Raw genomic sequence first — 23143 nt, 5'->3', positions numbered from 1 at the left:
TGGTGAGTCGCTCCGACTCCCACACCGGCCCCCACGACGGCCGGGTCACCCTCGGCGTGCCCCGCTGGACCCTCCTCGTGGCTGCCCTCGGCGTCCTGTTCATCGTGCTGCCGATCGTGGGCATGACCCTGCGCGTTGACTGGTCCCGGTTCGGTGCGCTCGTGACCTCCGAAGCGGCGGTCGCGGCGCTGCTGCTCAGCCTGCGCACCGCCATGATGAGCACCGTGCTCTGCCTGCTGTTCGGCGTGCCGATGGCTCTCGGCCTGGCCCGCAGCCGGTTTCCCGGACAACGCCTCGTGCGCGCCGTCGTTCTGCTGCCGCTCGTGCTGCCGCCCGTTGTGGGCGGTATCGCCCTGCTGTCGACCTTCGGGCGCCGCGGCCTGCTCGGCGAGACTTTCGAGGTGCTCGGCATCCAGATCGCGTTCTCGACCACCGCCGTCGTGCTCGCGCAGACCTTCGTGGCGCTGCCGTTCCTGGTGCTGAGCGTGGAGGCGACCCTGCGGGCCTCCGGCGCGCGCTTCGAGGCGGTCGCCGCCACGCTCGGCGCCACCCCCGGCACGGTCTTCCGGCGGGTGACGCTACCGCTGGTGCTGCCCGGTCTGCTCTCCGGCGCGGTGCTCGCGTTCGCGCGCGCGCTCGGTGAGTTCGGGGCGACCCTCACGTTCGCCGGCAGCCTGCAGGGGGTCACCCGCACGCTGCCGCTCGAGATCTACCTACAGCGGGAAACGGATGCGGATGCGGCCGTCGCCCTGGCTCTCCTCCTCGTGGCCGTCGCCCTGATCGTGATGGTCGCCACCCACCGGCCGCGCGGACTCTCGTGACCTTCGAACTGGCCGCCGTGATGCGCCGGCGCGGACTGGAGGTCGCCTTCACCGTGTCGCCGGGCGAGACGGTGGCGCTGCTCGGCTCCAACGGGGCCGGCAAGTCCACCATCGTCGAGCTCTGCGCGGGTCTGCTGCGGCCCGATTCGGGTCGGGCCACCCTCGACGGGCAGGTCTTCTTCGATCTGGCGGCCGGCGGTGCAGACCGTGCCGGCGGTGCAGACCGTGCCGATGGTAGGCGGCCGGGCATCTTCACACCGCCGCACGCCCGACGCACGGTGCTGCTCGCCCAGGAGCCGCTGCTCTTCCCGCACCTGAACGTGCGCGACAATGTGGCGTTCGGGCCGCGCAGCGCGGGGGAATCCCGGGCTGCGTCACGACTTCTCGCCGACGAGTGGCTCGCCGCCGCCGAGGTGTCCGACTTCGCCGACCGGCGGCCCGGGATGCTGTCCGGCGGCCAGGCCCAGCGGGTCGCGGTGGCCCGGGCTCTCGCGGCCAGTCCGCGGCTGCTGCTGCTCGACGAGCCCATGACCGCGCTGGATGTGGCGGCGGTGCCCGCCCAGCGCCAGTTGCTGCACCGGGTACTGCTCGATCGGTCCGTCATCCTGGTCACCCACGACCCGCTCGACGCCCTCGCGCTGGCCGACCGGGTGATTGTGCTGCAGGGCGGGCGCATCATCGAGGAGGGGCCGACCCGTTCGGTGTTCGCGCACCCGCAGGCCGAGTTCACCCGGGCCCTGACGTTCGGGCTCGACCTGTCTGCCTCGCCGTGAAACCCCTGTCAGAGTTCGGTGTGCATTGCCCGGGGGAGGGAATACGCTGGATGATATGACGTCTTCCGCTTCACCGTCCACCCGTGCGATGGCTCGCCCGCTGACGGACGAGGAAGTCGACCGCATCCGCAACGACTTTCCGATCCTCGATCAACTGGTCAATGGGCATCCGCTCAATTACCTCGACTCGGGCGCTACCTCGCAGAACCCGCTCAGCGTCATGGAGGCCGAGCAGGAGTTCTACGAGCAGCGCAATTCAGCCGTGCACCGCGGGGCCCACACGCTCGCGTTCGGAGCCACCGAGACGTTCGAGGCAGCCCGGGCGACCGTGGCCGCGTTCATCGGGGCGAAGGCCGACGAGATCGTCTGGACGTCGAACGCGACCGAGGGCATCAACCTCGTCGCCTACGCCTTTTCCAACGCGTCGCTCGGCCTCGGCGGCCCCGCGGCGACACGATTCTCACTCGGCGCCGGCGACGAGATCGTCGTCACCGAGATGGAGCACCACGCCAACCTGATTCCGTGGCAGCAGCTCGCGTTGCGTACCGGCGCGACCCTGCGGTTCATCCCGGTTCTAGATGACGGCACGCTCGACCTGGCCGCGGCGGCGGGAGTCATCGGAGCCCGCACCCGCCTGCTCGCGCTCACGCACGCCTCCAACGTGGTGGGCACGATCAACCCGGTCGCCGAGGTCGTAGCTCTGGCCCGCTCGGTGGGCGCGCTGGTGCTGCTGGACGCCTGCCAGTCGGTGCCGCATCTGCCTGTGGATGTCGCCGCCCTCGACGTGGACTTCGCCGTCTTCTCCGGGCACAAGATGCTCGGCCCGACCGGCATCGGTGTGCTCTACGGCAAGGCCGAGCTGCTCGCGGGCATGCCGCCGTTCCTCACCGGCGGATCCATGATCACCACCGTGGACATGCACACCGCCGAGTTCCTCGCCCCGCCGCAGCGGTTCGAGGCCGGTACCCAGCGCATCTCCCAGGCGATCGCCCTGGCCGCCGCGGTGGAATACCTGACCGAGACCGGGATGGAACGCATCGCCGCGCGCGAGGCCCAACTGGGGCAGCGCCTCGTGGCTGGGCTCGTCGGCATCCCCGGGGTGCGTCTGCTCGGGCCGCCGGCCGGAGTCGACCGCATTGGTCTGGCCAGTTTCGACCTGGCCGGGGTGCACGCCCACGATGTCGGTCAGTACCTCGACGAGGCCGGTATCGCGGTGCGCGTCGGGCACCATTGCGCCCAGCCGCTGCACCGCCGGCTCGGCGTGACCGCGTCGACGCGGGCGAGCACCTACCTGTACACGACCACCGACGAGGTGGACCGGTTCCTGGCGACCCTGGCCGAGGTTGCCCCGTTCTTCGGAGTGAAGTCATGACCCAAAGTGCCATGCAGCAGCTCTACCAGCAGATCATCCTCGACCACGCCAAGTCCCGGAACGGTGCCTCGGCGGAGGGGCTGCCACCGCTCGAGGCAGCCGGGACTGCTGCCGGTGCTTCTCTTGGCGCTGCTTCTCCTGCCGGTGCGGGTTCCGGGTTGCGCGTGACGGAGTCGCACCAGGTGAACACGACCTGCGGGGACGAGGTGACCGTGCGCATCGGCTGGCGTGCCGGTGAATCCGGGGGCTCGCCCGCGTCGGCCGGCGAGCCTGCCGACGATGTCGTGATCGAGGAGTTCGCCTGGGCCGGCGACGGATGCTCGATTTCGATGGCCTCGGCATCCGTGCTGCACGACATCGTGCGGGGCGAGAACGTCGCCACCGCGCGGGCCGTGCTGAATACCTTCCGCGAGATGCTGCGCTCGCGCGGCACGATCGAGCCCGACGAGGAGGTGCTCGGTGACGCTGCCGCCTTCGCCGGCGTCTCCCGCTACCCGGCCCGCGTCAAGTGCGCGATGCTGCCGTGGGTGGCGTTCGAGGCGGCTCTGCTCGCGGGGTAGGGCTCGTGTAGGGCTTGTGTAGGTCTGCGCAGGGATCGCGCAGGCTCGGAGGCTAGGGTGGTCGGAGGCCGCGCGACGCGGCTCCGGACGACGGTTCAGTACCCGGCACGCGACAAGACTGGCCACGGGAGCTGTTGTCATGTCGTGGATCATCCTCATTGTGTCCGGGGTCCTGGAAGCCGTTTGGGCCACGGCGCTCGGTAAGTCGGCCGGGTTCACCCGACTGTGGCCATCCGTCGTGTTCGCGGTGGCGCTCGTGCTCAGCATGGGCGGGCTGGCCTTTGCCATGCGGGACATCTCGACCGGGACCGCGTATGCCGTCTGGGTCGGGATCGGCGCGGCGCTCACCGTGCTCTACGCCATGGTCTTCGGCGCCGAGCCGGCCTCCCTGCTGAAGATTGTGCTCATCCTCGGCCTGGTGGGGTGCGTCGTCGGGTTGAAATTCGTCGACGCCGCGCACTGAGTCGGTCGCTGAGCGCGTCCGACGCTGCGAGCATCAGGGCATCAAAACGGTGGAACATCAGAACGGTGGCGGCTCGTCCGCTTCGGGTGGCCGAGACCTCGCGTCAGATGAAGGCCTCGGCGGCGGCCCCGGATGCGGCCCCGGCTTCGGTCGACGCTCCGGCGCACGGATGCCCGTGGCCGGCTCACTGATGAACGTGCGCCCGGTCGGCGATGTCCACTTCAGCGTGCCGTCCGGCAGGTGCATGTAGGTCCACCGGGTCTCTGACTTCAGCGCATGGTCGGCCGGACACAGATGCGCCAGGTTGTCGTGCTCCGTCAGCCCGTCGAACTGCCAGTCGAGGGTGTGGTCGATGTCGCACTGTGTCGCCGCCCGGCGGCAGCCCGGCCACCGGCAGGTTTCGTCTCGCACCCGGAGGTACCGTCGCAGTTCCTTCGGCACCTTGTAGCGGGTGCGCCCGACCGAGAGCACCACTCCCGTCTCCGGGTGGATCAGGACTCGGATGAAGCCGGGTGCCCGAGCCGCGATCTCGCGTGCGGTGTCGGGGTCGATCGGTCCGTATCCCTCGAGGTGCCCGAGCCGCGATCTCGCGTGCGGTGTCGGGGTCGATCGGTCCGTATCCCTCGAGGTGCCCGGGTTCCTCGGAGTGGCCGAGGAGCGTCATCACCGGGACGGTCACGTGCACCGAGCCCCGGATTCCCTTGCCCACCCCGGAGGCGGTGACCCCGTCGAGGATGAGGTCTTCGAAGACGTCCGCCCGCAGCTGCGTCAACGCGCGGGTCTCGTTCGGGCCCTGCAGGCTCATCCCCATCACGGTGAGGCGGTCGTACCCGGCCTTCACCTTCTCCGCCGAGTCGAACCAGTACAGCGACGCCATCCCGTCGGGCTCCGGCTCGAAGACCACCTTGCGGTCGGCCACCGATTTCTGGTGCCGGGCTGTGATCGACTCCGGGTGCTGCCGTTCCCGCATGACGCGTGCCTTGTACTTCAGGTTGGCCACGGTCAGGTGCGGAGCGGATTTCAACAGCGCCTCTTCGAACCCGGCCAGTGCCTCGGCGGGGAGTGACCAGGCCTGGTTCATGATCGCCTGCGCGTGCCGGTACGTGATCGACCCGTCCTGCAGCGCGGCCCGGGTGGCGGGCAGCTCATTCATCAGGGTCTGGCTTTCGGCGATCAGGGTCTCGGTCGAGCGCACCGGCAGCCGCAGGGTGCACGCCAGCTCGGTGACAAACTCCCGTTTGGCGACCATGGCGGCATCCCACCGGGCACGAGGCACCCCGGCCGTGACCCCGGATATGGCCGGAGGACCTTCCCGAGCCTTGTCTTTGGCTGCCTGGACCGCGTCCAGGGCCAGTACCTCGGCGAACCGGCGGGCCTGATCGACCTGCTCGGCCAGGCGGGCGTCGACCCGGGCGGACTCCGCCTGCGTCTCCCGGATCGCATCGAAGTGACGACCCAGGCGTTCTAGCTGCTCACGGTAGGAGGGCTTCATGAGTCACACGTTACGGGCGGCCACTGACATTCGTGGGGCCAGATCGACACCCGTCAGTACCCTGTGGATAACCCGATCATACCCGTATTGTGGAGGAGCAGAGCAACGCGCCCGGGGCCCGCTGCGGGCATCCGCTACTGGGCCGGCGGCACGCATCCGTTGTCACGTAAACGCGGAGATTTCTGGCAAAACACCGGTTGTGGTCGCCGGTTGCCCGGCGTGTCGCGAGAATCTCCGAGGTCAGCGAATTCGACCGCGACGGATGCCCCGGCGAACCTCTGGAGGTCGACGCACCGGGTCTCGACAAGCTCGACCACCGGGCTGACCACCGGGGCTGGCTATCGGAAACGGCTCTTCACTCGGGCGGGCCTTCGGCGTATGTTTGAGGTGGAAAAAGCGAAAAGTCAACGCCCGCCGGGGTGGTCAACCTACCCCTGCTGGGCGAGGAGTTCCGGCCACGATTCGCGCTCACCGCTTCACCGACAGTCGGCTCTCCGCCTCGGAAGCACGCCCTGATCGACATCCAGTGCGGCGCCGGATGCCCGATACGCGGCGGCTTCAACGTCTACCCCTCCACACGCGCCACGAATCACCTGCACCACCAAGGAGGCGTTTCACAATGATGAAAGAACTGCACACCGTGTTACCGGCGGCGGACCTCAAACGAGCCCAGTCGTTCTACCACGACGCGCTTGTCCTCGACCCCGACGAAACCAACGAGGGAGTCCTCGTGTATCACGTCGGGTCGGGATCGGTCTTCGAGATCTACGAGACCAGTAATGCCGGCACGGCCCAGAACGCCCAGATGGGCTGGATCACGGATGACCTCGACACCGAGATGAGCACGCTCCGCGAACGCGGAGTCGTCTTCGAGGAATTCGACATCCCCGGAATGAAGACGGTGAAGGGGGTCGTCACGGCCGAAGACATAAAATCGGCCTGGTTCCGCGACACCGAAGGCAACTTCATCTGCATCTCGCAGACGATCTAGCCACCCCAGTCACCCCACTCACCGATCCCGGGCGGCGCGGAGGCGCCGCCCGGTCCCTCGCTTGGCCGTCATGCTCGGCGCGTGCTCGGCGCGTGCCCGGTGCGTGCTCGGCGCGTACTCAGTGCGCGCCCAGCCGGTGTGCCAACTCGCGAAGCACCACGGCCAGGCGGTCGCCGAAACCCTGCGGGACCTGCTGCGGCAGGGCATCCGTCGGCCACCAGGCGACGTCTTCGCTCTCGTGGCTCGTCACGGGCATCGCATCGGCCCGTGCGACAGCCGCGAAACCGATGTCCCAGTGCGTGGTGCAGCGCCCGAACCGCGAACTGAGCGCGTGCCGGTGCACGTCGACCGGCAACGGGTCGCCGGTCCCGGCGACGAGTCGGCCGTCGAGAGGACTGAGTTCGGCGATGCCGCCCTCTTCGCGGGCCTCGCGCAGGGCGGCCGCGGCCACGGAGAGGTCGGATGCCTCGATGTGCCCGCCGAGTTGCACCCAGAACCGGCCCTTTTTATGGAAGCAGAGCAGCACGCGACTCAGGTCCGGAGTGAAGACGAAGCAACTCGCGGTCAGATGCTCGGCGCCGCCGTCGCGGTCGAGCGCAGAACCGCGGCCCGCCCGCACGAAGTCGATATATTCGCTTCGCAACCGGGCCTGGGCCGGGTCGACCGGCATCCAGCCGGCCAGGAGCGTCTCAACGTCGAGTGCTGCGGGGAGGTGGTCTGCGCCGGAATGCAGATCGATGCCCTGGGTCATATCCGAAGGCTATCCGCCGGGCGACACCCAGCAGTGCAGCCACTCGGTCGCCAAGCCGGCAGGGTGAGCCGTCCGCTCAGGCCGAGTGGGCGCCCAGCTCGGCGCGGAGCGGCCAGTCCTGGCCGTCGAGGATGATCTGCGCCGAGCGACCGGTGGCGGCATTGACGACGATCGGCGCCATCAGGTTCACGGTCGTTCCGTCCTCGCCGGGGTTCGTCACCACGAGCAGCAGCGCGTCATCCGGCCCGGTCAGGTCGAGCGATGCCGCGTGCTCGTCGCTGATCACGGGGGAGTAGTCGGGCAAGTAGACGGATGCGTCGAGCACGAACAGACGGGTTCGCTGGTCCTCTGCGGACTGCAGCGAGAACAGGCCGTCGGCGCCGGGAATCTCGGTCAGGCTGAACTCGGTCAGCGGGTCCAGCCCGGGCGGCGGGGACACGAAGCTCAGGGCGGCGGTCACGGTGCCGGCGGTCGAAACGGCGCTCATCGGAGGAAGTCCATCAGCGTCGGCTGGAGCACCCGGGCGGTGACCGACAGGGCCGCCTGGTAGGTGACCTCCTGCAGTTTCAGGTCGAGGATGGCCTGGCCGAGGTCGACATCCTCGATTCCGGCCCGCTGGGCCTCGAGATTTCCCTTGTGCTGCACGAGTGCTTCCCCGGCTTTCTGGATCTGGGCCTGACGCACACCGACATCGGTCTGCGCCGTGAGCACGGTCTTCATTGCCAAGTCTATGGCTGTGAGGTGGGCACCCACGTTCGTGCCGGTGCGCAAGTCGTCGGCGATGGTGCCGATCAGAGCAAAAATCGAATTCGAAGCCGTGCCGAAGATTGCGGCGCCGTCGGCGTCGACCCTCACGGTGGTGTCCGCGCCGATGCGGCGGTCGACGCTCGCGGTCGCGGTGCCCGTGAAGGTGAAGTCGGGGTCGTCCCGGAAGGCGAGCCCGGCATCCGAATTTCCGGCGAAGACGCTGCGGCCCAGGTAGTCGGCGTTCGCCTGCGCGAGCAGGTTCTGGGTGAGGCCGTCGAGGCGGGCCGCGATGGCCTCCTTCGCGGCGGGGGAGAGAGCACCGTCGTTGGCACCCTGCACGGTCAGGTCGCGCACCTGGTTCAGCAGGTTCGTGGCCTCGGCCAGTGCCATGCTGGCGGTGGTGAGCCAGCCGTCGCCGTTGTCGGCGTTGCGGGCGTACTGCGTGACCGCGCGCTGCTCGGCGCGCACGGTGAGGGAATCGGCTGCCCGAGCGGGGTCGTCGGAGGGGCGGGCGATGGCCTTGAGCGTGGTGGCCTGCTCCTGCAACTGCGCCATCCGGGCGAGGTTGGCCTGCAGATTGGTCTGCGCGGAGCGCATCTGGGTCTGGGAGGTGACGCGGGCGATCATGGGTTACCTTCCCACCAATCCGGTGCGATTGATCAGGGTGTCGAGCATTTCGTCCACGGCGGTCAGCACCCGGGCGGCGCCCTGGTACGCGTGCTGGAACATAAGCAGGTTGACGTTCTCCTCGTCGAGATCGACGGAGGAGTTCGAGAGCTGAGCGCCCACCGCGGCGGTCGAGGTGAGGTCGGCGAGGGATGCCTGGCGCAGCGCGTTCTTCGTGGTCACGGCCAGCGAGGTGACAATGTTCGACCAGTCGGTGCTGGGGGACCGCACCGGGTTTCCCGCGGCGTCCACGACCGTGCCGGCGCCGAGCTGGGCGATCCTGTCGGCGATGGAGCCGTCGAGGGCGCCGTTCGCGGTGAGCCCGGTTGAGAGCTCGGCGGCGTTCGTCGGCAGGACGGACAGGCCGAGCGCGGCCGGTCCCGTGCCCGCCGAGCCGAAGAAGGGGCCGGGGCGGGTCGAGTTGTCGCCGGTGGAATAGATCGCGTTGACCTTCGCGGCCAGGCCCGTGGCGAAGGAGTTGTACGCCGCGGCGGCTTCGGCGAGGGCGCCGCCGGTGCCGGCGGCATCCGTTTTCGTGAGCAGGGAGAGCGCGCCGGCGAGCTCGCCGCCGTCGACGGGGATCGCGCCGGTGCGGTCGGCCCACTCCACGCGCACGGGCCCGGCGGTGCCGACCGGGTCGGTGAGGCCGTTCGGACCGTCGAGGGTGCGGGCACCGAGCGCAACGAGTGGGCGGGCGGTGTCGCCGGTGACCAGCGCGTTGCCGCCCACGAGCACGTCGACGGTGCCGTCGGGGCGGTTGACGACGGTGCCGCCGGTGAGGGCGGCCAGGGTCGTGGTGAGACCGCTGCGCTGGTCGATCAGCTCGTTGGCGTTTCCGCCGCCAGCAATCGACTGACGGATGCGCGCGTTCAGCTCGGCCACCTGGGCGGCCGCGCCGTTGATCTCGGCGACCATGGTGTCCACGCTTCCGCGTTCCGACGACCACTTCGCGGCGACCGCCTGGTACCCCTGCCTGATCTGGGTGGTGACGGCGCCGGCCTGGCCCAGCAGCACCCCGGCGGGCGCGGTCTCACCGGCGGCGTTGGCCACGTCGTGCCAGCCGGCCCAGAACTCCTGCAGCTGGGCGGAGAGCCCGTTCTCGCCGGGCTCCTTCAGCGAGGCCTCGACGGCGCTCAGCGCGTTCGCCCGCACCGCGGAGTAGCCGGCGACCGCGGCGGTGCCGCGCACCTGGGCGTCCAGCGACGCGCTGCCGAGGCGGGCGATTCCGTCGACGCTGACACCCTGGCCGGGGCGCACCCCGGAATTCATCAGGCCCACACGGGTCGACGCGTCTACCGCGGAAGTCGTCACCCGCTGCCGGGTGTACCCCTCCGTGTTCGCGTTGGCGATGTTCTGGCCCACGACGTCGAGACCCTGCCGGGCGGCGACCAGGCCGGTGTAGGCGGTGTTGAGTCCTCCGAAGGTGCTCATCGCGGCACCCTCACAGAATCTGGTCGAAAAGTCGGGAGCCGGTGGGGCGCGCACCGGCGGCCCCGGTGGCGTCATACGTCTGAGTGTTCGCGCGCACGTCGGCCAGGGTCTCCTGGCTGGAGCGGACGGCGGAGCGCAGCAGCTGCTCGTTGGCGTCGCGCAGTTCCTTGATCTGCGTGGTCAGTTCACCCATCGCCTTGAGGTGCGCGGCCATGATCTCGGACCACGGGCCGGCGGGGGCGTGAGCCACGAGCTCGCGCAGGGTGGCGTCTTCGGCCGTTCCCCAATCGAGGGCGACGGCGGCAACCTCGACCGAGCGGGCGAGGCCGGCATCCCGAACGTGGCCGAGCACCTGCTCCACCTCACGGGTGCCCTGCTGCAGCCAGCGGGTCTTGCCGTTGGTCAGCAGCAGCTGTTCCTCGTCGAGTTTGAAGACGAGCAGTTCGAGGAGCTCCCGCTCGCGCCACAGCAACGCTGATAGTTCATTGGCGCCCACGTCTCCTCCAACTGCCTGTCGTCTGGTGCGGCCGGTCCGCGCAAAATCGCGCAGGTCAACGGCTTGTTACTACGACTATCGGCAGGTGACGGCCCCCGGTTAGCCACGGTGTGGATTCAGACTGCCAGCCGAGACTGAAGGTGTCCACTAAAGGGAGGACACGATTCCGGCAGACACCGGATGCCTGGCCCCCGTTGCGGGGTGATCCGCCCCGATGTGGGGGTGCCTGGCCCCGTTGTGGGGGCACCGTTGCGCATTCGGCCACCGACCGCGCCTTTACGTTTTAATCATGGCCGCGAAGTTCTGTGGCCTGGGCCCCGAACCCCTGCATCACATCCCCCGCTTTCTCGCAACGTCCCCGTGCCTACCCGGCCACTCGTTCGACCAGGCCCTTGCCTGATCGATCGGGACAATTCAGGTGTCAAGCACTCAGGGAGTTCCGTGTGAATCGTGCAGAACGCAACCAGTTGGTGATCGACAACCTCCCGCTCGTCGGCTACCTCGTATCCGAAACCTGGGCCAAGGCCCGGCACCTCTCCCGCGACGACCTGGCCTCGGCCGGAGCTCTCGCTTTGATCACCTCGGCGGATGCCTTCAACGCCGACCTCGGCGTTCCGTTCGGAGCGTTCGCACGGCGCCGCATCATCGGCGCCTTCGCCGACGAGATGCGCTCCAATGACTGGGCCACTCGGATGGCCCGCCGCCGCATCAAGGAGACCCGTGCCGTTCAGCAGACGCTGGCCGGCGCCCTCGGCCGCGCGGCATCCGTCGACGAGGTCGCCGCCGCCCTCGGCGTCGACCGGGAGACCGCGATCGCCGGCCTGTCCGACTCCGAGCGCACCGTCTCGACCCTCGATGACGCCACCGCCGAGTTCCTGGTTTCCGGAACCGAACTCCCCGGCGACTCGCTGCTCTCCGCCGAGCGCCTGGCCTACCTGCACGCCGCCATCGCGGCACTGCCGGATAAGATGCGCGTGATCGTGCAGCAGGTCTACTTCGACGACCGCTCGGTCAAGGAGATCGCGGTCGAGCTCGGAATCACCCACTCGGCGGTGTCTCAGCAGCGGGCGGAGGCCATCCGTCTGCTCCGCGACGGCCTGGGCACGCACTACTCCGACGACGCCGAGGTGGAATACGTTCCCGAGTCCCGCATTGCGCCGGCCCGCCGCAGCGCCTACCTCGCCCGCCTCGCCGACCAGGCCATGCTCGGCCTCGCCACCGCGAGCGGGGTGGCGTACGCCGCCGGGTCGACGGATGCTGCCGATCCTGCCGGTTCAGACACCCGGGAAGTTTTTTCGATCAACGGCTAACGCGGTCTCAGCAGAGGCCGATAGCTCACTGTGTCAGGCCATGGATGGCCTGGCGTTCACCACCCAATCACGGAGGATTTCATCATGGGTATGCAGATCAACACCAACCTCGCGGCCAACAACACGTACCGCAACCTGGCCGCCACGCAGAACGACATGTCCAAGTCCCTGGAGAAGCTCTCCAGCGGCCTCCGCATCAACCGCGCAGCGGATGACGCGGCCGGCCTGGCCATCTCCGAGGGCCTCAAGTCGCAGGTCGGTGGCCTCACGGTCGCCAGCCGCAACGCCCAGGACGGCATCTCGGTCATCCAGACCGCTGAGGGCTCCTTGAACGAGGTCACCTCGATCCTGCAGCGCGTTCGTGACCTCGCAGTCCAGGCCGGCAACGACTCGAACAACACCGATTCGCGTACCGCGATCACGACCGAGGTTCTTGCCCTGGGCAAGGAACTTACCCGTATCGGGGCCTCGACCAACTTCAACGGTACGGCCCTGCTCGACGGCGTCAAGGCGTCGCTGACCTTCCAGGTCGGCGCTGGCAGCGTCGCTGCAACCGACCAGATTGTTGTGAATCTCACGAACGTGTCTACTATCGGTGCCGCCATTGAGGTGCTGGGAACTGCAGCGACTGACGGTTTCAAGGACGCAGCAACGGCCCTGTCCACCATCGCCGCACTGGACCTGAACATCAAGGCCGTGTCCACGTCACGCGCCGAGCTTGGCGCGAACCAGAACCGGTTCGAGAGCGTCATCAAGAACCTGGCCGTCTCCAAGGAGAACCTCACCGCTGCCGGCTCGCGCATCCGCGACACCGACATGGCCGAGGAAATGGTCAAGTACACCCGTTCCAGCATCCTCTCGCAGGCCGGTACCGCCATGCTCGCGCAGGCCAACCAGTCCGCTCAGGGCGTGCTGTCGCTGCTCCGCTAACCCTGAGTAGCTGAACCTTTCGGGAAACCGCACGGTGAACTATGGCTGGTGGTGACCTAAGAGATGAACTGGACCTCATCCCTCGGTCGCCGCCAGCCATTCACGTTTACACCCGCACCATCCAGCTTGATCGCAGAAACGTAAGGAGGGGAAGACATGACGAACGCCATCGACGGACTCGTCTCCGGGCTCGACACCACCTCCCTGATCAACTCCCTGATGCAGGTCGAAGCCGTTCCGCAGACGCTGCTGAAGGCCAAGGTCTCCTCGTCGCAGAACCTGATCTCGGCGCTGCAGGGCCTCAACACCCAGATCGCCGGCCTGGCCGATCTGGCCGGCAAGGCCGCGAAGCCGGCCGCACTCGACCTCTATTCGGCCACCAGTACCTCTCCCACCGTCACAACGGCGGTCTCGGCCAACGCCAGCGCCGGGCAACTCGACGTCGTCGTCACCAACCTCGCTCGCAGCCAGGTCGGCGTCTCCGCGGCCATGACCGCCTGGCCCGCCGACCCGGCCATGCTGACCATCGTCTCTGGCGGTGTCACGACCGAGATCTCCGTCAGCTCGACCTCTCTCGACGCCGTCGCCACGGCCATCAACGCCGCCAACACCGGAGTTACCGCCACGAAGGTCGCGTCCGGAGTGGATGCCGGCGGCGTCGCTCAGTACCGGCTCCAGTTCACCGGGAATGACTCCGGTGCGGCCAAGGCCTTCAGTGTCTATCAGGGCACCGCCGCCGAGGTCACGGCGAACAGCGCGCCCGATTTGCTGGCCGCCGCGGGTGCCGCCGTCATCCGCACCGCCCAGGACGCCAGCGTCACCCTGTGGGCCGGTAGCACCGCCGCCCAGACGATCACCTCGGCCACCAACACGTTCGCGAACCTGCTGCCCGGCGTCGCGATCACGGTATCCGCCGTCTCCGTTGACCCCGTCACCATCAAGGTCGCTCGTGACGACGCGCAGATCGGCTCCCTGGCCTCGGGTCTGGTCAGCTCCCTGAACGGCGTCTTCGCGCTGATCTCCACCAAGTCCGCGGTCGTCAACAGCACCAACGCGTCGGGGGCCGCCGTGTTGTCGGCCGGCATCTTCACCAGCGACAGCACCGTGCGCGACGTCAAGCAGCGCATTCTCACGGCCGCCTCGGCACCGATCAACGGGCACTCGCCGTCGGAGTACGGCATCAGCATCACCCGATCCGGCACCATGGAGTTCGACGCGGCCAAGTTTGCCGCGGCCCTCGCCAAGGACCCGGTAACCGTCAAAGCAGCAGTGCAGGAGATCGCGACCCGCGTCGCAGCAGCGGCGTCATCGGCCTCGGACAAATACGACGGTCAGATCACCGCGAAGATCACCGGTCAGCAGTCCACGGTCAAGAACTTAGGCGACCGCATCGCCGACTGGGACCGCAGCCTGGCCACCCGCCGGGCGACCCTGCAGAGCACCTACACCGCACTGGAAACCCAGCTCAGCGCCCTGAAAGCACAGTCCTCGTGGCTGAGTGCCCAGGTTGCCGGGCTCCCGACCTCGAGCACAGGATGATGATGGCTGTTATGAGCATGATGGGTGGGGCACAGGCCCGGCGCGCACAGTTGAACCGCGAAGCGGTGCTCTCGGCCACGCCGGTGCGCCTGCTCACGATGCTCTACGACCGGTTGCTGCTCGACCTCGGCCGCGCCGAGATCGCCCAGAATATCGAGGACTGGGCCGTCGCCTCGGAGCACCTCCTGCACGCCCAGGCGATCGTCTCCGAACTGTCGACCTCGCTCAACGTGGAGGCCTGGGAGGGCGGCGAGGGTCTGTTCGCCCTGTACACCTACGTGTCCAACGCGTTGATGAGCGCCAACATTTATCGGGACGTCGCCCGCACCCGGGAGGCCATCGCCCTGCTCGAGCCGCTGCGGCAGACCTGGCACGAAGCGGCCGAGCTGCTGCCGGCCCAGAGCGCGGCGCGTGCCGGCGGGGAGTACGGTCTTGCCTAGGGTTCTGCTCGACACCCACGAATCTGCGAACGACCGCCAGGAGTGGCTGGATGTGCTCGACCAGCTCGAGTCGAGCCTCGGCTCGGGCGCGCGCGACGCCGTGCTGGCCGGCCCGGGGGAGCGCTTCTCTACCGGCGTGCAGTGGCGTGCGCCCGAACACCTGGGCCAGCTGCCCGCCGACCTCGAGACGCGCGCCCGGCGCCTGCTCTCCGGCCAGCTCGAACTGATCAGCGAGATCGAGGATGCCCGGCGCTCCGCCGGCGTGCACCTCGCCGCCGTGCGCACCATCATCTCGGCCCAGCACACCGACCAGGCCGTCTACCTCGACATAGCCGGCTGACTGCCCGCCCACCTCGCGCCCGTTGCCGGCTACCGCCGCTGCGGGCCAACTGTTGCCCGCTCGGACATTTGTTGCCCGTGCGCGGGCAACAGTTGTCCGTTTCGACAACAGTTGCGGGGTTCCGCTCGAAAACGTGAGGAAAGAAGTTCCGCGACAACTCCTTACGCGCCTCGGCCACCGGCCGATAGCTAGGAGCGAGCAGGGATTGCTCGACCACAGGCCACGGATCGGCCGCCCTCGTTTTGCCGACGAATCGGGTATCCGTGTTTGAATCCGTGACCATGACGGCGCTCTCCAGCGCGCTGGACGGGCTGGCCCTGCGCCAGCGCACCATCGCGAACAACATCGCGAACGTGAACACGCCGAACTACCACGCCAAGCGTGTGGCGTTCGAGGATGCCCTGGCGCAGTCTGTGCAGGCCGGCAGCGGCAGTACTGTCGCCACCACCGCCAGTTCCCTCGAGCCCACCCGCCTCGACGGCAACAACGTCAACCTCGACACCGAGACCCTCTCCAACATCGACACCGTGCTGCGGTACCAGTTCGCGGCGCAGGCCGTCAACGGACCGTTCACGGCCATGCGCTCCGCGATGCGAACCAGCTGATGACCCTCGACGCCATCGGGATTGCCGGCAGCGGCCTCACCCTGCACCGCAAATGGCTCGACGCCGTCGCGGACAACATCGCCAACGCCAACACGGTCACCGCCACCGACGGTGACGCCTTCCAGGCGCGCTACATCGTCGCCCAGGCCGGCCAAGGCACCACCGGAGCCTATGCGGCCGGGACGGCACTCGGCGACGCCGAGGGAATTCTGACCTTCGACCCGAGCAACCCACTCGCCGACGAGGCCGGCTACGTGCGCCGCCCGGACGTCGACATGGCCGAGCAGATGGGCGCGCTGATCATGGCGCAGCGCGGCTACCAGGCCAACGCCGCCGTCGTCGACCGTGCCAAGACGACCTACGAAGCCGCACTCCAGATTGGACGCTCCTGATGACCATCGGTTCGATCAACCCGATCCAGTCCGTGACCGGCACGGGATACCTCTCCGGCGTGCAGGGCCTGCAGGGTGTGCAGGGAACCCCGGGGAGCCAGGGCGCCGACGGTTCGGCCTTCGGCAGCGCCCTGGTCGGCGCCGTCGACAATCTGCAGCAGCTGCAGGCCACCTCCAACACCCTCACGGTGCAGGCCGTAACCGGAAACCTGACCGACATCCACTCGGCCACCCTGGCCTCGACTCGCGCCCAGGTCACCCTCGAACTCGTGGCCGCCGTGCGCAATAAGGGTGTCGACGCGTTCAACGAGATCATGAGGATGCAGGCCTGATGCCGCGCCCGATCACGTCGGCCTTCGCACGCCTCGGCCAGAGCATCCGGTCCTTCTCCGTCGCCCAGCGCACGGTCGCCATCATCGGCGTCGCCGTGCTTGCCCTGGGCATCGCCGCCCTGAGCATGTGGGCCACCAAGCCGGCCTTCACGCCCCTGTTCTCCGGGCTGAGCGGTTCCGACGCGAATACCATCGTCGAGCAGCTTCGCACCGACGGCGTCGCCTACGAGCTCAGCGACGGTGGCGCGACGATCCTGGTGCCGCAGCAGAACGTCTACGACGAGCGCCTCAAGGCCGCCGCAGCCGGCCTGCCGTCCTCCAGCACGGGCGGCTACGGGCTGCTCGACACCATGGGTGTCACTTCCAGCGAGTTCCAGCAGTCGGTCACCTACAAGCGGGCGCTCGAGGGCGAACTCGCCAACACCGTCAAGGCCATGAAGGGCGTCAAGAACGCCTCGGTGCGCCTGGCGATCCCCGAAGAGACCGTGTTCGCGTCGGAGCAGAGCGACCCCACGGCATCCGTCTTCGTGGAGACGGCCACCGGCAGCACCCTGAACGCCGACCAGGTGCAGTCCATCGTGCACCTCACCTCGGCCTCCATCGCCGGGATGGCACCCACCGACGTGGCCGTCATCGACTCCACGGGTGTCGTGCTCTCGGCGGTCGGCGTGGGAGCGACCGGATCCGCCGACCAGCAGGCCGGCGCCTACGAGGACCGCGTGCGGGGGGCCGTGCAGGCCATGCTGGACAAGGTCGTCGGGCCCGGCAACGCCACCGTCGTCGTGGCCGCCGACATGAGCTACCAGTCGGCCCAGCGGGTCGAGGAATCGTTCACCACCCCGACGGATGCCCCGGCCCTCAACGAGGCCGTCAAAACCGAGTCGTACACGGGCTCCGGCGGCTCCGCGGCCGGCGTCCTCGGCCCGGACAACATCGCCGTCCCGGCGGGCACCGAGGGCGATGGAACCTTCACCTCCGAGGACACCACCAAGAACAACGCGGTCAACAAGGTCACCGAGACCCGCACCATCCCGGCCGGGGAGATCAACCGGCAGACGGTCTCGGTGGCCGTGAACGCCGACGTCGTGGGTCAGCTCAACGTCGCCGACGTCACCTCGCTGGTGGCCTCGGCCGCCGGCATCGACGTGCAGCGCGGCGACGCGGTCACCGTGGAGGTAGTCAGCTTCAACGGCGGCGCGGCAGAGGATGCCGCCGCGGCCCTCGCGGCGACCGAAGCGGCGGCCGCCGCCGACCGGTTCGCAGAGATCATGCGCATCGCCATCATCACCGCGGGGATTGTCATCACTTTCGTGCTGGGGCTCATCCTCTACGCGCGTCGTTCGCGCCGCCAGAGCCGCGAGTCCATCGAGCTTGACGAAATGATGGAGGTCCGGCCCGCGCTGTCCGTGCCGGAGGTGCCGTTCCCGCTGAGCGCCCCGATCGCGCCGATCATGATCGACCCCACCCCGACCGTGGCCTATCTGCCGCCGGCCTCCGACCGGATGCGGGTGGAGATCGACGCACTCGCTCAGCGTGACCCTGCGAAGACCGCGGAATACCTCCGCGGCCTGATGGATGACCGGCAGCCCGCATGATCGACGCCCAGCCGGCCCTGACCGGCACGCAGAAGGTCGCCGTGGTGCTGATGAGCATGGAGCACCAGCGCGCCACCGAAGTGATGAAGCAGTTCACCGAGGCCGAGGCGGCCGATATCGCCGCGGAGATGGTGCAGTTGCGCCGGGTCGACCCGGAGGTGACCGAAACCACCGTTCTGGAGTTCCACGAACTCACGGTCAAGGGTGCCCATACCCGGCGCGGCGGTCACGCCTACGCGATCGGCCTGCTTGAGGCATCCTTCGGCGCGGAACGAGCGGCCGGCGTCATGGTCAAGGTGGCCTCGTCGATGGCCGGCAAGGCCTTCGAGTTTCTCGACGCCGCCGAGCCGTTGCAGATCCTCACCCTGCTTGACGGCGAATTGCCCCAGACCATCGCGCTCGTGCTCGCGCACCTGCGCCCCGGGCACGCCTCCGCCGTGCTCGGCGGCCTCGACGCCGACCTGCGCGCGGAGGTGGCGCAGTGCATCGCCGGCATGGGTACGGCCACCCCCGAGGCCGTGCGCGTGGTCACCGAGACCCTCAAGGCCCGGGTCGGCGCCGTCGCCTCCTCCCGCGACTCGGTGGAGATCGTCGGCGGCATCCAGCCGCTCGTCGAGATCATCAACCGGGCCGATGTGGCCACCGAACGCGCCCTTCTCGAAGCCCTCGATGCGCGCGATCCGGCCCTGGCCGAAGAGGTCCGGTCACGGATGCTGACCTTCGCCGACATCGTCAAGCTCGAAAACCGAGACGTACAGCAGGTGCTCCGCGGCATCGACGCGGGCATCCTCGCCATCGCCATGAAGGGCTCCGCGGACGCTGTGGTCTCGATCATTCGCACCAACCTGTCCGAGCGCAACCGGGAGATCCTCGACGACGAGGTCAAAGCCATGGCGCCCGTGCGGGTGTCGCAGGTCGAGGAAGCGCGCGCCACGATCGTGCGGGCCATCCGCGACCTCGAGGCGCAGGGGAGCATCACCGTGCAACGTGCCGAGGAGGACGACTATGTTGTTTGACGCAGCGACCGCCCGGTCGAACTTCTCCGCCGTGACCTTCCCCAGCCTGCAGGGCGAGCGGGACGCAGGCGGCGACGCCTCCCGGNACTTCTCCGCCGTGACCTTCCCCAGCCTGCAGGGCGAGCGGGACGCAGGCGGCGACGCCTCCCGGGCCCGGGGGCACGCCGCCGGCTACACCGCGGGACTCCGGGCGGCCGCCGCCGAGGTGGATGCCCGGATCGCGCGGCTCGACGCCGAGCAGGCCGCCGCCGGTGCCATCGGCCAGGCGCGGATCGACCGGGCGGTCGCGCTGCTGGGTGCCGCCGCCGCCGCGCTGCACGAGCGCACCGTTCCGGTGATCCAGGAGGCGGAGGACACCCTTGTCGCGACCGCGCTGGAGCTGGCCGAAGCGATCCTCGGCTACTCACTCGGCGACGCCGACGCCTCGGCGCGGGCCGCACTGGGCCGCGCCCTCGCGACCGGAGTGACCGGTGCGACCGTCACCACCGGCGCACTCGGTACCATTCGCCCGCACTCCGTGCGGATGAACCCCGCCGACCTTGCTCTGATCGACCTGATCACCCGCGCGGATGCCGGCGTGGACTTCACGGCGGACGCCGACCTCGCCCGTGGCGACGCGATCGCCGAGTTCCCCGATGGATTCCTTGACGCCCGGATCGGCACCGCGCTTACCCGCGCGAAGGCCGCCCTCACCGGAGCCCGGTCGTGACCCTGGCGCAGGCCCCCGCCTGGCGTCCGCGCGCGGGAAAGATCCGCTCCGCCCTCGACGCCGCGCGGCCCCAGCGGGTGGGCGTCGTCTCTTCGATCGTCGGTCTCGGTCTGGAGGTGCGCGGGCTCAATTCCGCGATCGGCGATCTGGTCACGGTCGGCGACGGCGGGGAGATCGACGCCGAGGTGGTCGCCACGACGCAGGGCGGCATCCGGTGCATGCCGCTCGGCCGGATGACCGGAATTCGGATCGGCGCGCCCGTGCGCTCGGACGGAACCCCGCACCTCGTGCCCACCGGCGCCGGCCTGTTCGGGCGCGTCATCGACGGCCTCGGCCGGCCCATCGACGGCAAAGGCCCTCTCTCCGGTGCCCGGTTCGTCGGCCTCGATCACGACAGCCCCTCCGCGATGGCCCGCTCCCGCATCCAGACGCCGCTCCAGTTGGGTGTGCGCGTGCTCGACACCCTCACCACCGTCGGGAAGGGACAGCGGATGGGCCTGTTCGCCGGCTCCGGCGTCGGCAAGTCCTCGCTGCTTTCGATGATCGCCCGCGGCACCGACGCGGAGGTCTCGGTCATCGCCCTGGTGGGGGAGCGCGGCCGCGAGGTGCGCGAATTCCTTGAAGACGACCTCGGACCCGAGGGGCTCGCCCGTTCGATCGTGGTCGTGTCCACCTCCGACGAACCGGCCATGATGCGGCTGCGCGCCGCCTTCCTGGCCACCCGGATCGCCGAGTCGTTCCGTGACGAGGGAGCCGACGTGATGCTGATGATGGATTCACTCACCCGGGTGGCGATGGCCCAGCGCGAGATCGGCCTCTCGGTCGGCGAACCCCCCGCCACCCGCGGTTATCCGCCCTCGACCTTCTCCCTGCTCGCCCGCCTACTCGAGCGGGCCGGCACCGACGAAACCGGGTCGATCACGGGCGTCTACACGGTGCTCGTCGACGGCGACGACCACAATGAACCGATTGCGGATGCCGCCCGCTCGATCCTCGACGGACACGTCGTACTCGACCGCAAACTGGCTGTCCTCGGCCATTTCCCCGCTGTCGACGCGCTCTCCTCGATCTCCCGTGTCGCCTCCCGGGTCAACAGCTCCGAGCAGAACCAGGTCGCCGGCCTGTTGCGCCGGGTGCTCGCCGCACGCCGCACCGCGCAGGACCTGCTCGACGTCGGCGCGTACCGGCGGGGCACGAACCCGCTGGTCGACGCCGCCGTCGACAACGAGGGCGCCATCAACGCGTTCCTCCAGCAGCGCATGGACGACCAGACCTCGGCCCCGCTCGCTTGGGACCAACTCACGACACTTACTCGAACGCTGGGGGCGCTCTGATGAAACGCACTTTCGCTTTGGCCGGGCTCCTCCGGCTACGGCACCTGCAGCAGGACCAGGCCGCCGGCGACCTGGCCCAGGCCAACGCCGTCGTTCAGGCGAACGCGGCTCGCCGGGCCGCGACCAGGGCCACCCTGCGGCACGCGCCGAGTCTGGCCAGCGGGGCTGACACGCTGTCGGCGATCGCCTCCGCCCGCGCCTCGGCGCACAGCATGTTGGCCGACATGGAGGCCCTCGGCCGCAACTACCAGGTTGCCGTCGGCGAGGCGCAGGTCGCCTTCGAAGCGACCCGTGCCGATACGGTGCGGTTGGAGAAGCTCGAGGGCCGGCACGGAGCCCTGGTCGCGGCCGACGACCTGCACCGCGAACAGACCATCCTCGACGAGATTGCGTCGACCGGCTGGCACCGCAACCGGGGCGCGGGCGGTGACCCGCGATGACCATGATCGCGGCGATGAGCCGGGTCAGCGAGATCCAGGCGACACTCGTACAGCTCTCGGCCGGGGCGAACGCCCAGAAGGCGCAGGCTACTGCCGCAGCCGGCAGCGCCACCGCCGGTGCGGGCGCGAGCACCTCGGCGAACACCTTCGCCGACGCCCTCGCGTCGGCGTCGGGCGCCGCCGCGGTCGGCCCGGCCGCACCGAACCCGGGTGGGGCCACCGGCGCCGACGTGGTCGACGCCGCGAAGAAGTACCTGGGCGTGCCCTACGTCTTCGGCGGTGAAGACGCCAGCGGCATGGACTGTTCCGGGTTGGTGCAAACCGTGTATGCCGAAATGGGCATAGACGTGCCGCGCCTCGTGTCGGGTCAGATGAAGATCGGCACCGAGGTCGGCTCCCTCGCCGAGGCCAAGCCCGGTGACCTGATCGTCACCGGCGGCGGCGAGCACATCCTGATCTACGCCGGCGACAACAAGGTCATCCACGCGCCCTACGAGGGCCGCACGGTCTCACTGGTCGAGGCCTACATGGACGACTCCGAGATCGACACCATCCGCCGTGTGATTCCGGATGCCCCGGCCGCCACCGCGAGCCCGGCGTCCTCGAGCACGGCCTCCGCTTCGTCAGCCGCCGGCAGCCAGCTCAGCGCCGCACTGGCCTCATTCATAAACGGAGCCTCCCGATGAGCGCCACGTCCGTCCGGCTGGCGCCGGCGCACCACACCGCGGCGCAGGCGCTGGCATCCGCGTCCTCATCCGCCTCCTCCGCCGCCGCCTCCCCCTCGGCTTCGCGTGGCCCCCTGGGTGCCCGCCCGGGTGCCGGCTCATTCGCGTCCGTGCTGCAGGGCACCCTCGCGGGCCCGCGCACCTCCGCGATCGCGTCTCCGCCGGGTTCCGCGTCAACCTCATCCCGGGCTCCCGAGCCGACCTCGGAGCGCACCGCCGAACCGGCCTCCGGACCGAGCACTGATCTGAGGAACGCCCTGACCGGCGCGGCGCCGGCCCCGGAGCACCAGCAGCCGAGCGCCATCCTGCCTCCCGCCGGGTTCAGCCTCTCGCCACTGCCGACCGGTGCGAAAGCCGCCGGGGCGATAGCCACCGGAGCCGACAGTGCTGCCCTCGCCGACTCTGTCGGGACCGAGGCCGTGACCATCCCGACCGCCGCCGCCGGCACCGCCGGCACCGCCGAGACTTCCACCATCGCCGCCACCGAATCCGAAGCCGACTCAGACTCCACGGAGACGTCCGCCGCAGACTCCAACACTTTCACCGCAGCGAACGCCGCTGGCGGTACCGCGCTTCCGGCCGGGACTCTCGCTGCCCCGATGCCGGTGCCACCGGCACCCGCCGCCGTAGCACCCGCCGCCGTAGCACCCGCCGCCGTAGCGCCCGTCACCGCCGCAGGGCCCGGTGCCACCGCAGGGCCCGTAGCCGGGACGGCATCTTCCGCCGGAGCGACTGTCGCGGGCACGGCGCCCACGGGCCTCACGGCGCCCACCGGCCTCGGCGCGGCCGCAGGGACATCCGTCGCCGGTGACCGCGCGGCCACCGTGAACCTGAACCAGGCCGAAGCCTCGGCGCCCGCCGCCCTGCTCGTGC

25 protein-coding genes, 1 pseudogene and 1 riboswitch are annotated in these 23143 nt (G+C 69.4%); of the genes and pseudogenes, 20 read left to right on the top strand and 6 right to left on the bottom strand.

Features of this window, described 5'->3' with window-relative positions:
- Window positions 1-2: 2 nt before the first annotated feature.
- The 5 genes from E3T34_RS02365 to E3T34_RS02345 all read left to right on the top strand — a co-directional run bounded on the left by E3T34_RS02365 (window position 3) and on the right by E3T34_RS02345 (window position 3989).
- The gene (locus E3T34_RS02365; protein ID WP_241972988.1) at window positions 3-821 is read left to right on the top strand and encodes an ABC transporter permease; all 819 of its coding nucleotides are present in this window, start codon (window positions 3-5) and stop codon (window positions 819-821) included.
- Window positions 818-1594 (top strand): sulfate/molybdate ABC transporter ATP-binding protein, encoded by a 777-nt coding sequence (locus E3T34_RS02360; RefSeq protein WP_134342041.1) that lies wholly within the window; start codon window positions 818-820, stop codon window positions 1592-1594. Before E3T34_RS02365 ends, E3T34_RS02360 begins: the two co-directional genes overlap by 4 nt.
- 55 nt (window positions 1595-1649) lie before the next feature.
- Window positions 1650-2966: an aminotransferase class V-fold PLP-dependent enzyme gene (locus E3T34_RS02355; protein ID WP_134342040.1), complete on the top strand. Its 1317-nt coding sequence runs from the start codon at window positions 1650-1652 to the stop codon at window positions 2964-2966.
- Complete coding sequence (sufU, locus tag E3T34_RS02350; protein ID WP_134342039.1) at window positions 2963-3526, top strand: Fe-S cluster assembly sulfur transfer protein SufU; 564 nt, start codon at window positions 2963-2965, stop codon at window positions 3524-3526. Before E3T34_RS02355 ends, sufU begins: the two co-directional genes overlap by 4 nt.
- Window positions 3527-3589: 63 nt before the next feature.
- Window positions 3590-3653, top strand: a riboswitch (guanidine-III (ykkC-III) riboswitch).
- Window positions 3654-3665: 12 nt separating this feature from the next.
- Window positions 3666-3989 carry a multidrug efflux SMR transporter gene (locus E3T34_RS02345; RefSeq protein ID WP_134342038.1) on the top strand — a complete coding sequence of 108 codons (324 nt, stop codon included), beginning with the start codon at window positions 3666-3668 and terminating at the stop codon, window positions 3987-3989.
- Window positions 3990-4173: 184 nt separating this feature from the next.
- On the opposite strand, the gene E3T34_RS02340 is transcribed toward E3T34_RS02345, so the two are convergent.
- The gene (locus tag E3T34_RS02340; protein WP_134342037.1) at window positions 4174-5481 is read right to left on the bottom strand and encodes a DUF222 domain-containing protein; all 1308 of its coding nucleotides are present in this window, start codon (window positions 5479-5481) and stop codon (window positions 4174-4176) included.
- Between the two features lie 619 nt (window positions 5482-6100).
- Between E3T34_RS02340 and E3T34_RS02335 the strand changes: the two genes are divergently transcribed.
- Window positions 6101-6472 carry a VOC family protein gene (locus tag E3T34_RS02335; RefSeq protein ID WP_134342036.1) on the top strand — a complete coding sequence of 124 codons (372 nt, stop codon included), beginning with the start codon at window positions 6101-6103 and terminating at the stop codon, window positions 6470-6472.
- A 118-nt stretch (window positions 6473-6590) separates the two neighbouring features.
- Here E3T34_RS02335 and E3T34_RS02330 read toward each other — a convergent pair whose 3' ends face one another.
- From E3T34_RS02330 to E3T34_RS02310, 5 genes are all read right to left on the bottom strand, one after another.
- Window positions 6591-7223: an NUDIX domain-containing protein gene (locus E3T34_RS02330; RefSeq protein ID WP_241977319.1), complete on the bottom strand. Its 633-nt coding sequence runs from the start codon at window positions 7221-7223 to the stop codon at window positions 6591-6593.
- A gap of 76 nt (window positions 7224-7299) precedes the next feature.
- Complete coding sequence (locus E3T34_RS02325) at window positions 7300-7710, bottom strand: flagellar assembly protein FliW (protein WP_134342035.1); 411 nt, start codon at window positions 7708-7710, stop codon at window positions 7300-7302.
- Window positions 7707-8597, bottom strand: coding sequence for a flagellar hook-associated protein FlgL (gene flgL, locus E3T34_RS02320; RefSeq protein ID WP_134342034.1), 891 nt, complete (start codon window positions 8595-8597; stop codon window positions 7707-7709). Before flgL ends, E3T34_RS02325 begins: the two co-directional genes overlap by 4 nt.
- A gap of 3 nt (window positions 8598-8600) precedes the next feature.
- On the bottom strand, window positions 8601-10067 hold the full coding sequence (gene flgK, locus E3T34_RS02315; RefSeq protein ID WP_134342033.1) for a flagellar hook-associated protein FlgK: 1467 nt from the start codon (window positions 10065-10067) through the stop codon (window positions 8601-8603).
- A 10-nt stretch (window positions 10068-10077) separates the two neighbouring features.
- Window positions 10078-10563 (bottom strand): flagellar protein FlgN, encoded by a 486-nt coding sequence (locus tag E3T34_RS02310; RefSeq protein WP_104099369.1) that lies wholly within the window; start codon window positions 10561-10563, stop codon window positions 10078-10080.
- 443 nt (window positions 10564-11006) lie between these two features.
- Between E3T34_RS02310 and E3T34_RS02305 the strand changes: the two genes are divergently transcribed.
- The 14 genes and pseudogenes from E3T34_RS02305 to E3T34_RS02235 form a co-directional block, all read left to right on the top strand.
- Window positions 11007-11873: a sigma-70 family RNA polymerase sigma factor gene (locus tag E3T34_RS02305; protein WP_104099368.1), complete on the top strand. Its 867-nt coding sequence runs from the start codon at window positions 11007-11009 to the stop codon at window positions 11871-11873.
- 84 nt (window positions 11874-11957) lie between these two features.
- Window positions 11958-12803, top strand: coding sequence for a flagellin (locus tag E3T34_RS02300; protein WP_194085914.1), 846 nt, complete (start codon window positions 11958-11960; stop codon window positions 12801-12803).
- A 156-nt stretch (window positions 12804-12959) separates the two neighbouring features.
- Window positions 12960-14342: a flagellar filament capping protein FliD gene (gene fliD, locus E3T34_RS02295; protein ID WP_134342032.1), complete on the top strand. Its 1383-nt coding sequence runs from the start codon at window positions 12960-12962 to the stop codon at window positions 14340-14342.
- A gap of 11 nt (window positions 14343-14353) precedes the next feature.
- Entirely contained in the window at window positions 14354-14782 is a 429-nt protein-coding gene (gene fliS / locus E3T34_RS02290; RefSeq protein WP_134342031.1) for a flagellar export chaperone FliS, read from the top strand.
- Window positions 14775-15122, top strand: coding sequence for a hypothetical protein (locus E3T34_RS02285; protein WP_134342030.1), 348 nt, complete (start codon window positions 14775-14777; stop codon window positions 15120-15122). The genes fliS and E3T34_RS02285 overlap by 8 nt, the downstream gene beginning before the upstream one ends.
- 263 nt (window positions 15123-15385) lie before the next feature.
- Window positions 15386-15727, top strand: coding sequence for a flagellar basal body protein (locus E3T34_RS02280; RefSeq protein WP_104099364.1), 342 nt, complete (start codon window positions 15386-15388; stop codon window positions 15725-15727).
- The gene (locus tag E3T34_RS02275; protein ID WP_104099363.1) at window positions 15727-16119 is read left to right on the top strand and encodes a flagellar basal body rod protein FlgC; all 393 of its coding nucleotides are present in this window, start codon (window positions 15727-15729) and stop codon (window positions 16117-16119) included. Before E3T34_RS02280 ends, E3T34_RS02275 begins: the two co-directional genes overlap by 1 nt.
- Window positions 16119-16451 carry a flagellar hook-basal body complex protein FliE gene (fliE, locus tag E3T34_RS02270; RefSeq protein WP_104099362.1) on the top strand — a complete coding sequence of 111 codons (333 nt, stop codon included), beginning with the start codon at window positions 16119-16121 and terminating at the stop codon, window positions 16449-16451. Before E3T34_RS02275 ends, fliE begins: the two co-directional genes overlap by 1 nt.
- On the top strand, window positions 16451-18046 hold the full coding sequence (gene fliF / locus E3T34_RS02265) for a flagellar basal-body MS-ring/collar protein FliF (protein WP_134342029.1): 1596 nt from the start codon (window positions 16451-16453) through the stop codon (window positions 18044-18046). Before fliE ends, fliF begins: the two co-directional genes overlap by 1 nt.
- Complete coding sequence (gene fliG, locus E3T34_RS02260; RefSeq protein ID WP_104099360.1) at window positions 18043-19062, top strand: flagellar motor switch protein FliG; 1020 nt, start codon at window positions 18043-18045, stop codon at window positions 19060-19062. The genes fliF and fliG overlap by 4 nt, the downstream gene beginning before the upstream one ends.
- 705 nt (window positions 19063-19767) lie before the next feature.
- Window positions 19768-21105 carry a FliI/YscN family ATPase gene (locus E3T34_RS02250; protein ID WP_370247699.1) on the top strand — a complete coding sequence of 446 codons (1338 nt, stop codon included), beginning with the start codon at window positions 19768-19770 and terminating at the stop codon, window positions 21103-21105.
- A complete protein-coding gene (locus tag E3T34_RS02245) occupies window positions 21105-21545 on the top strand; it encodes a hypothetical protein (RefSeq protein WP_134342027.1) in 441 nt (146 codons plus the stop codon). Before E3T34_RS02250 ends, E3T34_RS02245 begins: the two co-directional genes overlap by 1 nt.
- Window positions 21542-22231, top strand: coding sequence for a C40 family peptidase (locus E3T34_RS02240; RefSeq protein WP_134342026.1), 690 nt, complete (start codon window positions 21542-21544; stop codon window positions 22229-22231). Before E3T34_RS02245 ends, E3T34_RS02240 begins: the two co-directional genes overlap by 4 nt.
- Window positions 22228-23143, top strand: a pseudogene (locus tag E3T34_RS02235) (hypothetical protein); the annotation flags it as partial. The gene E3T34_RS02240 and the pseudogene E3T34_RS02235, both read left to right, overlap by 4 nt.

The sequence above is a fragment of the Cryobacterium sp. TMT1-62 genome, from assembly GCF_004403145.1.
GTDB classification, from domain to species: Bacteria; Actinomycetota; Actinomycetes; order Actinomycetales; family Microbacteriaceae; genus Cryobacterium; species Cryobacterium sandaracinum.
This window is presented reverse-complemented; position numbering and strand designations above follow the sequence as displayed.

Bases quoted from the DNA above. Each gene is read 5' to 3' on its own strand.
- E3T34_RS02355 (WP_134342040.1), top strand. From the start codon at position 1,650: ATGACGTCTTCCGCTTCACCGTCCACCCGTGCGATGGCTCGCCCGCTG.
- sufU (WP_134342039.1), top strand. From the start codon at position 2,963: ATGACCCAAAGTGCCATGCAGCAGCTCTACCAGCAGATCATCCTCGAC.
- E3T34_RS02345 (WP_134342038.1), top strand. From the start codon at position 3,666: ATGTCGTGGATCATCCTCATTGTGTCCGGGGTCCTGGAAGCCGTTTGG.
- E3T34_RS02340 (WP_134342037.1), bottom strand. From the start codon at position 5,481: ATGAAGCCCTCCTACCGTGAGCAGCTAGAACGCCTGGGTCGTCACTTC.
- E3T34_RS02335 (WP_134342036.1), top strand. From the start codon at position 6,101: ATGATGAAAGAACTGCACACCGTGTTACCGGCGGCGGACCTCAAACGA.
- E3T34_RS02330 (WP_241977319.1), bottom strand. From the start codon at position 7,223: ATGACCCAGGGCATCGATCTGCATTCCGGCGCAGACCACCTCCCCGCA.
- E3T34_RS02325 (WP_134342035.1), bottom strand. From the start codon at position 7,710: ATGAGCGCCGTTTCGACCGCCGGCACCGTGACCGCCGCCCTGAGCTTC.
- flgL (WP_134342034.1), bottom strand. From the start codon at position 8,597: ATGATCGCCCGCGTCACCTCCCAGACCCAGATGCGCTCCGCGCAGACC.
- flgK (WP_134342033.1), bottom strand. From the start codon at position 10,067: ATGAGCACCTTCGGAGGACTCAACACCGCCTACACCGGCCTGGTCGCC.
- E3T34_RS02300 (WP_194085914.1), top strand. From the start codon at position 11,958: ATGGGTATGCAGATCAACACCAACCTCGCGGCCAACAACACGTACCGC.
- fliD (WP_134342032.1), top strand. From the start codon at position 12,960: ATGACGAACGCCATCGACGGACTCGTCTCCGGGCTCGACACCACCTCC.
- fliS (WP_134342031.1), top strand. From the start codon at position 14,354: ATGAGCATGATGGGTGGGGCACAGGCCCGGCGCGCACAGTTGAACCGC.
- E3T34_RS02275 (WP_104099363.1), top strand. From the start codon at position 15,727: ATGACCCTCGACGCCATCGGGATTGCCGGCAGCGGCCTCACCCTGCAC.
- fliE (WP_104099362.1), top strand. From the start codon at position 16,119: ATGACCATCGGTTCGATCAACCCGATCCAGTCCGTGACCGGCACGGGA.
- fliF (WP_134342029.1), top strand. From the start codon at position 16,451: ATGCCGCGCCCGATCACGTCGGCCTTCGCACGCCTCGGCCAGAGCATC.
- fliG (WP_104099360.1), top strand. From the start codon at position 18,043: ATGATCGACGCCCAGCCGGCCCTGACCGGCACGCAGAAGGTCGCCGTG.
- E3T34_RS02245 (WP_134342027.1), top strand. From the start codon at position 21,105: ATGAAACGCACTTTCGCTTTGGCCGGGCTCCTCCGGCTACGGCACCTG.
- E3T34_RS02240 (WP_134342026.1), top strand. From the start codon at position 21,542: ATGACCATGATCGCGGCGATGAGCCGGGTCAGCGAGATCCAGGCGACA.